The 4181-nt window shown below is 71.8% G+C and carries 7 protein-coding genes; 5 read left to right on the top strand and 2 right to left on the bottom strand.

Going from position 1 to position 4181, the window contains the following annotated elements; genetic code table 11:
* Positions 1-222 (bottom strand): DoxX family protein (locus ABZY57_RS32160; RefSeq protein WP_356517988.1); only part of this gene is annotated, 222 nt, incomplete at its 3' end.
* 305 nt (positions 223-527) lie between these two features.
* Here ABZY57_RS32160 and ABZY57_RS32155 point away from each other — a divergent pair.
* From ABZY57_RS32155 to ABZY57_RS32145, 3 genes are read left to right on the top strand one after another with little or no spacing between them, the layout of a single operon-like run.
* Positions 528-1208, top strand: coding sequence for a nucleotidyltransferase family protein (locus ABZY57_RS32155; protein WP_356517986.1), 681 nt, complete (start codon positions 528-530; stop codon positions 1206-1208).
* Entirely contained in the window at positions 1205-1459 is a 255-nt protein-coding gene (locus ABZY57_RS32150; RefSeq protein WP_356517984.1) for a hypothetical protein, read from the top strand. The genes ABZY57_RS32155 and ABZY57_RS32150 overlap by 4 nt, the downstream gene beginning before the upstream one ends.
* The gene (locus ABZY57_RS32145) at positions 1456-2202 is read left to right on the top strand and encodes a metallophosphoesterase (RefSeq protein ID WP_356517982.1); all 747 of its coding nucleotides are present in this window, start codon (positions 1456-1458) and stop codon (positions 2200-2202) included. The genes ABZY57_RS32150 and ABZY57_RS32145 overlap by 4 nt, the downstream gene beginning before the upstream one ends.
* A 72-nt stretch (positions 2203-2274) precedes the next feature.
* Here the strand turns inward: ABZY57_RS32145 and ABZY57_RS32140 are convergent, their stop codons facing one another.
* Positions 2275-2643: a hypothetical protein gene (locus tag ABZY57_RS32140; protein WP_356517980.1), complete on the bottom strand. Its 369-nt coding sequence runs from the start codon at positions 2641-2643 to the stop codon at positions 2275-2277.
* 162 nt (positions 2644-2805) lie between these two features.
* On the opposite strand from ABZY57_RS32140, the gene ABZY57_RS32135 reads away from it, so the two are divergent.
* Together ABZY57_RS32135 and ABZY57_RS32130 are read left to right on the top strand one after the other, a co-directional pair.
* Positions 2806-3348, top strand: a complete 543-nt coding sequence (locus tag ABZY57_RS32135) for a hypothetical protein (protein ID WP_356517978.1) — start codon at positions 2806-2808, stop codon at positions 3346-3348.
* 1 nt (position 3349) lies between these two features.
* On the top strand, positions 3350-4021 hold the full coding sequence (locus ABZY57_RS32130; protein ID WP_356517976.1) for a hypothetical protein: 672 nt from the start codon (positions 3350-3352) through the stop codon (positions 4019-4021).
* Positions 4022-4181 lie beyond the last annotated feature (160 nt).

The following is a 4181-nucleotide window of genomic DNA, read 5'->3' as shown; positions in this document are numbered from 1 at the left end:
CAGCGCGAGCAGGGCCCCGCCACCAGTATCGCCGAGCCCGGCGGCGATGGCGCTCCGCCTGCCCGGAGTGAAACCCATGTGCTCCATCGCCTGCGCCGTCCCCTCGATGCCGCCGCCGCCGAACCAGCCGAAGAGCTTCTGCGTGCCGTGCGCCATCAGGACGCCGCCTGCCGCGAGGCGCAGGGAAAGCAGTCCGAGGTCCTTGCGGAGGGTGAAGTGCATGGGGCGGCCTTTCGACAGGGAGGATCGGCTCGACAGGGAGGATCGGCTCGACGGGACGGGATCGGCTTGGCGGGACGGGATCGGCTCGGCGGGAAGGGATCGGCGGGATGTGTTCCACACCGTCCGCACCGCCACACCGCACCCGCGCCGAACAGGGGAGTGCGCCGCCGCCGGGCCGGGCCCCGAGCAGCCCCCCTCGGAGACCGCGTCCGCGCAGTTTGGGGCCCAGCAGCGCGTTTGCGACGGTCCACGACGGTTAGATGCTCAGGTGCAGTGCCGCGTCGTCCCCGTTCGAGTGAGGCGCCATGGTTCTCCAGACCACCCCGGCGAATTCGACGGGTCTTCCCGACCCGCCCGGAGGGCTGAGCCCGCCGGCTCCGTCCGAAGCTCCGCTGCCCGAGGACCACACCCAGGCGATCCTGGAAACCACCAAGCACGTGGCGGCGCTGCTCAAGCGGACGGGGAGACCCTTCGCCCTCGCGGGCAGCGTGGCCGCCTTCGCCCATGGCCTGCCGGCCCGGTTCCAGCACGACACGGACTTCTGCGTCCGGCCCGAGGACGCCGACGCGGCGATCGAGGCCTTGGAGGACGGCGGCATCGACATGCGCCGGGCCCCGGAGGACTGGCTGGTCAAGGGCCGCTCGGGTGGGGAGGAGATCGACCTCATCTTCGAGCTCGCACGGCGTCCGGTCAGTACGGAGCTGCTCGGGCGGGCCTGTGTGAAGTCGGTGGACTCGGTGTGGATGCCGGTCCTCTCGCCCACCGACCTCATGGAAAGCCGGCTCGTGGCGCTCTGCGAGCACTACTGCGATTTCGGCGATCTGCTGCCCATGGCCCGCATGCTGCGCGAACAGATCGACTGGGACCGCCTGGACCGCGACCACCGCGCCACCCCGCTCTCGGACGCCTTCCTCTACCTGCTCGCACGACTCCAGGTCATCGACCGCCGCCCCGCGGGGCCCGACGAGAGCGAGGAGGCGACGTGACCGACACCGGGATCACCGAATACCGCATCGAGCACCTGCTCGACCGGCTGGCGCGCGAGGAGACCGCCGAACTGGGCGTGCACGTGGAAACGCACGGCGCCCGCGCCGTGGTCCGGGGCCGTGTGCCCGACGAACAGTGCCGGGCGGCAGTCCTGCGCATCGTGGGGGAGGAGCTGGCGGGCCTCGACTGGTACGAGGACCTCACCGTGAGCCGTCCCCGGCCGCCCGACCATTCCGAGGACCTGCCGTGATCCGCGTGGCGGCCGTCGGGGACATCCACCTCGGCCCGGACAGCGCCGGGCTGCTCCGGCCCGCCTTCGACACCCTCGGCGCCTGCGCGGACGTACTGCTGCTGGCCGGGGACCTCACCCGGCACGGCACCGCGGCGGAGGCCCGCGTCGTTGCCGCGGAGGTCGCCGGGCTGCCTGTGCCCGTCGTCGCGGTCCTCGGGAACCACGACTACCAGAGCGACCAGCAGGAGGCCGTCACCCGGGAACTGAGGGCGGCGGGCGTCCACGTCCTGGAGGGCGAGGGGGTCACCCTCCGCCTCGCCGGTACGACCGTGGGCGTCGCGGGGACCAAGGGCTTCTGCGGAGGCTTCGCCGGGGGCAGCGGCAGCGAGTTCGGCGAACCGGAGATGAAGGCGTTCATCCGCTACACCCGCAGCTGCGCGGAGGGCCTCGGGCGGGCGCTCGCCGAGCTCCGCGCGGCCGATTGCGCGCTGCGCATCGCGCTGACGCACTTCGCGCCCGTCCCCGACACCCTGGCGGGGGAGCCGCGGGAGATCTACCCCTTCCTCGGCAGCTACCTCCTCGCCGAGGCGATGGACGAACAGGGCGCCGACCTGGCCGTCCACGGCCACGCCCACCTCGGCACCGAACACGGGATGACCGCGGGCGGGATCAGGGTCCGCAACGTCGCCATGCCCGTCATCGACCGGGCCTTCGCCGTGTACCACCTCGCCCCGGACGGGTCGGAGGCAGGCTCCGGCTGAGCGGCCGTGCGCGTCACCCCTGTGAACAGCACGGCTGGCTCCGGCAGTTGCGCGAGTACATCACCCCCCGCCCTACTCCTTCTCCTCGATCCCGACGGCCTCCTCCAGGTCCTGGCGGGCCTTGTGCGACGCACCCGACTGCTCCTCCAGCAGCGCGTTGGCGATGGCGTCCAACTTGCGCAGGATCGCGTGCTCGGCCCGGCGTTCGGAGTTCTTGAGCAGGGCGAGCAGCAGCAGGGACACCGCGGCCATGGCGTCACCGGCGAGGTGCTGCCATTCCATCGGCAGGTGCAAGAGGTGGACGGTGATGAAGCCCCCCACCAGGAGGACGCACAGGAAGGAGAAGAGCGCCGAACTCGTGAAATTGGACGCGAGTTCTGCCAGTTTCTCGAAGGGGCCGAGCCCCGATCTGTCCTTTTCGGCCGGATGCTCCAACGTCATACCCGGCGCCTGCCCGGTGGCGGTCGGCTGAACCGTCCGCCCGGCGAACGGCAGGCGGCGGCGTCGATGCCTCCGGCACATGCGGGGCAGGGGTTTCCCCTTCTCCCAGCGGGTAGCCGCAGGGGGCGACGACCTTGTGGAACGGCTCGATGGAGGCGGCACATGTCTACCACCACACTCATAGTGATCATCGTTGCGGCCGCTGTCGTGCTCGTGGCCCTGGCCCTGACCTTCGCCATGCTGGCGCGCCGACGCCACCTGCGCGACCGCTTCGGGCCGGAGTACGAGCGGACCGTCGAGGAGAAGGGCGGCGCACTGGCCGCTGAGCGCGAGCTGCGTGCCCGGGAGCAGCGGCACGACCAGCTGGAGATCAAGGAGCTCCCCGCCGAGCGGCGCCGCCAGTACGCCGATGAGTGGACCACGGTCCAGGAACACTTCGTGGACCGGCCGGACGGCTCCGTGGCCGAGGCGGACGAGCTGGTGTCCCGCTTGATGAGGGAGCGCGGCTACCCCACCGACGGGTACGGCGGACAGCTGCGCGACCTGTCCGTCGAACACGCGGGCACCTTGGACCACTACCGCTCCGCGCACGACGTGAAGGTACGAAGCACCGACGGGCGGGCGACCACCGAGGAACTCCGGGGAGCGATGGTGCACTACCGCGCCCTCTTCACGGAGCTGCTCACGGACGAGAGGAACCGGTGACATGGAGACGCGTTCGAACAGTGAGGACCGGCCCGCCGAAGGCGGCCTGACCACGGAAGACCTCGCACATCCCCAGACGGAGGCACGTCCCCAGACGGAGAACGAGGAACGAGCCCCGATGTACCCGGGAGAGGCCACCGGGGACCGTGAAGTCCGCGAGAACCCCGAGGTCCGCGAGGACCCGGAAGTCCGGGAGGACCGGGAAGTCCGGGAGGACCCGGAAGCCGGCACGGGCTACGCGTCCCGCGAGGGCTACGAGAGCCGCGAGGACCGCGACGTTCGCGAGGTACGCGACGAGGAAACCCTGCCCCCGGAGGAGGACCGTACGGCCACCTCCGCCACCTCCGCCGCGACCGCCGCCCCCGTCGGCGCGGGCGCGCCCGCAGAGGCTGCCGAGGGTGACTCCGAGCGGCTCCTGGGCGCCTCCGACACGGAGGAGTTCCGCGAGTCGTGGACCGACATCCAGGGCCGCTTCGTGGACGATCCCCAGGGCGCGGTCAGGTCCGCGGACGCCCTGGTGGCCGAGGTCATGCAGACCCTGGCCGGCAGCTTCGCCGCGCACAAGCAGGGATTGGAGGCCCAGTGGGGCCGGGGCGAGGAAGTGGAGACGGAGGACCTGCGGCAGGCGTTGCAGCACTACCGTTCCTTCTTCAACCGCCTGCTCAACACCTGAGCGCGGCGGACCCCGGGCATCAGAATCCGCCGCGGAGCCGCATGCCGGGGGGACGGCCGTCGGGGTCGACCAGGGCGTGGTGCAGCGGTGTCGCGAGCAGGCGCCGGACCGTCGGCAGCCGCGGAGCGACGTACCGGCGCAGGCGGCCCGCAGGACGCGG

It is taken from the genome of Streptomyces sp. NPDC006450 (genome assembly GCF_040612195.1).
Classification (GTDB): Bacteria; Actinomycetota; Actinomycetes; order Streptomycetales; family Streptomycetaceae; genus Streptomyces.
The sequence above is the reverse complement of the archived record's forward strand: the minus strand, read 5'-3'. Positions and strand labels throughout refer to the sequence as shown.

Bases quoted from the DNA above. Each gene is read 5' to 3' on its own strand.
- ABZY57_RS32155 (WP_356517986.1), top strand. From the start codon at position 528: ATGGTTCTCCAGACCACCCCGGCGAATTCGACGGGTCTTCCCGACCCG.
- ABZY57_RS32140 (WP_356517980.1), bottom strand. From the start codon at position 2,643: ATGACGTTGGAGCATCCGGCCGAAAAGGACAGATCGGGGCTCGGCCCC.
- ABZY57_RS32135 (WP_356517978.1), top strand. From the start codon at position 2,806: ATGTCTACCACCACACTCATAGTGATCATCGTTGCGGCCGCTGTCGTG.
- ABZY57_RS32130 (WP_356517976.1), top strand. From the start codon at position 3,350: ATGGAGACGCGTTCGAACAGTGAGGACCGGCCCGCCGAAGGCGGCCTG.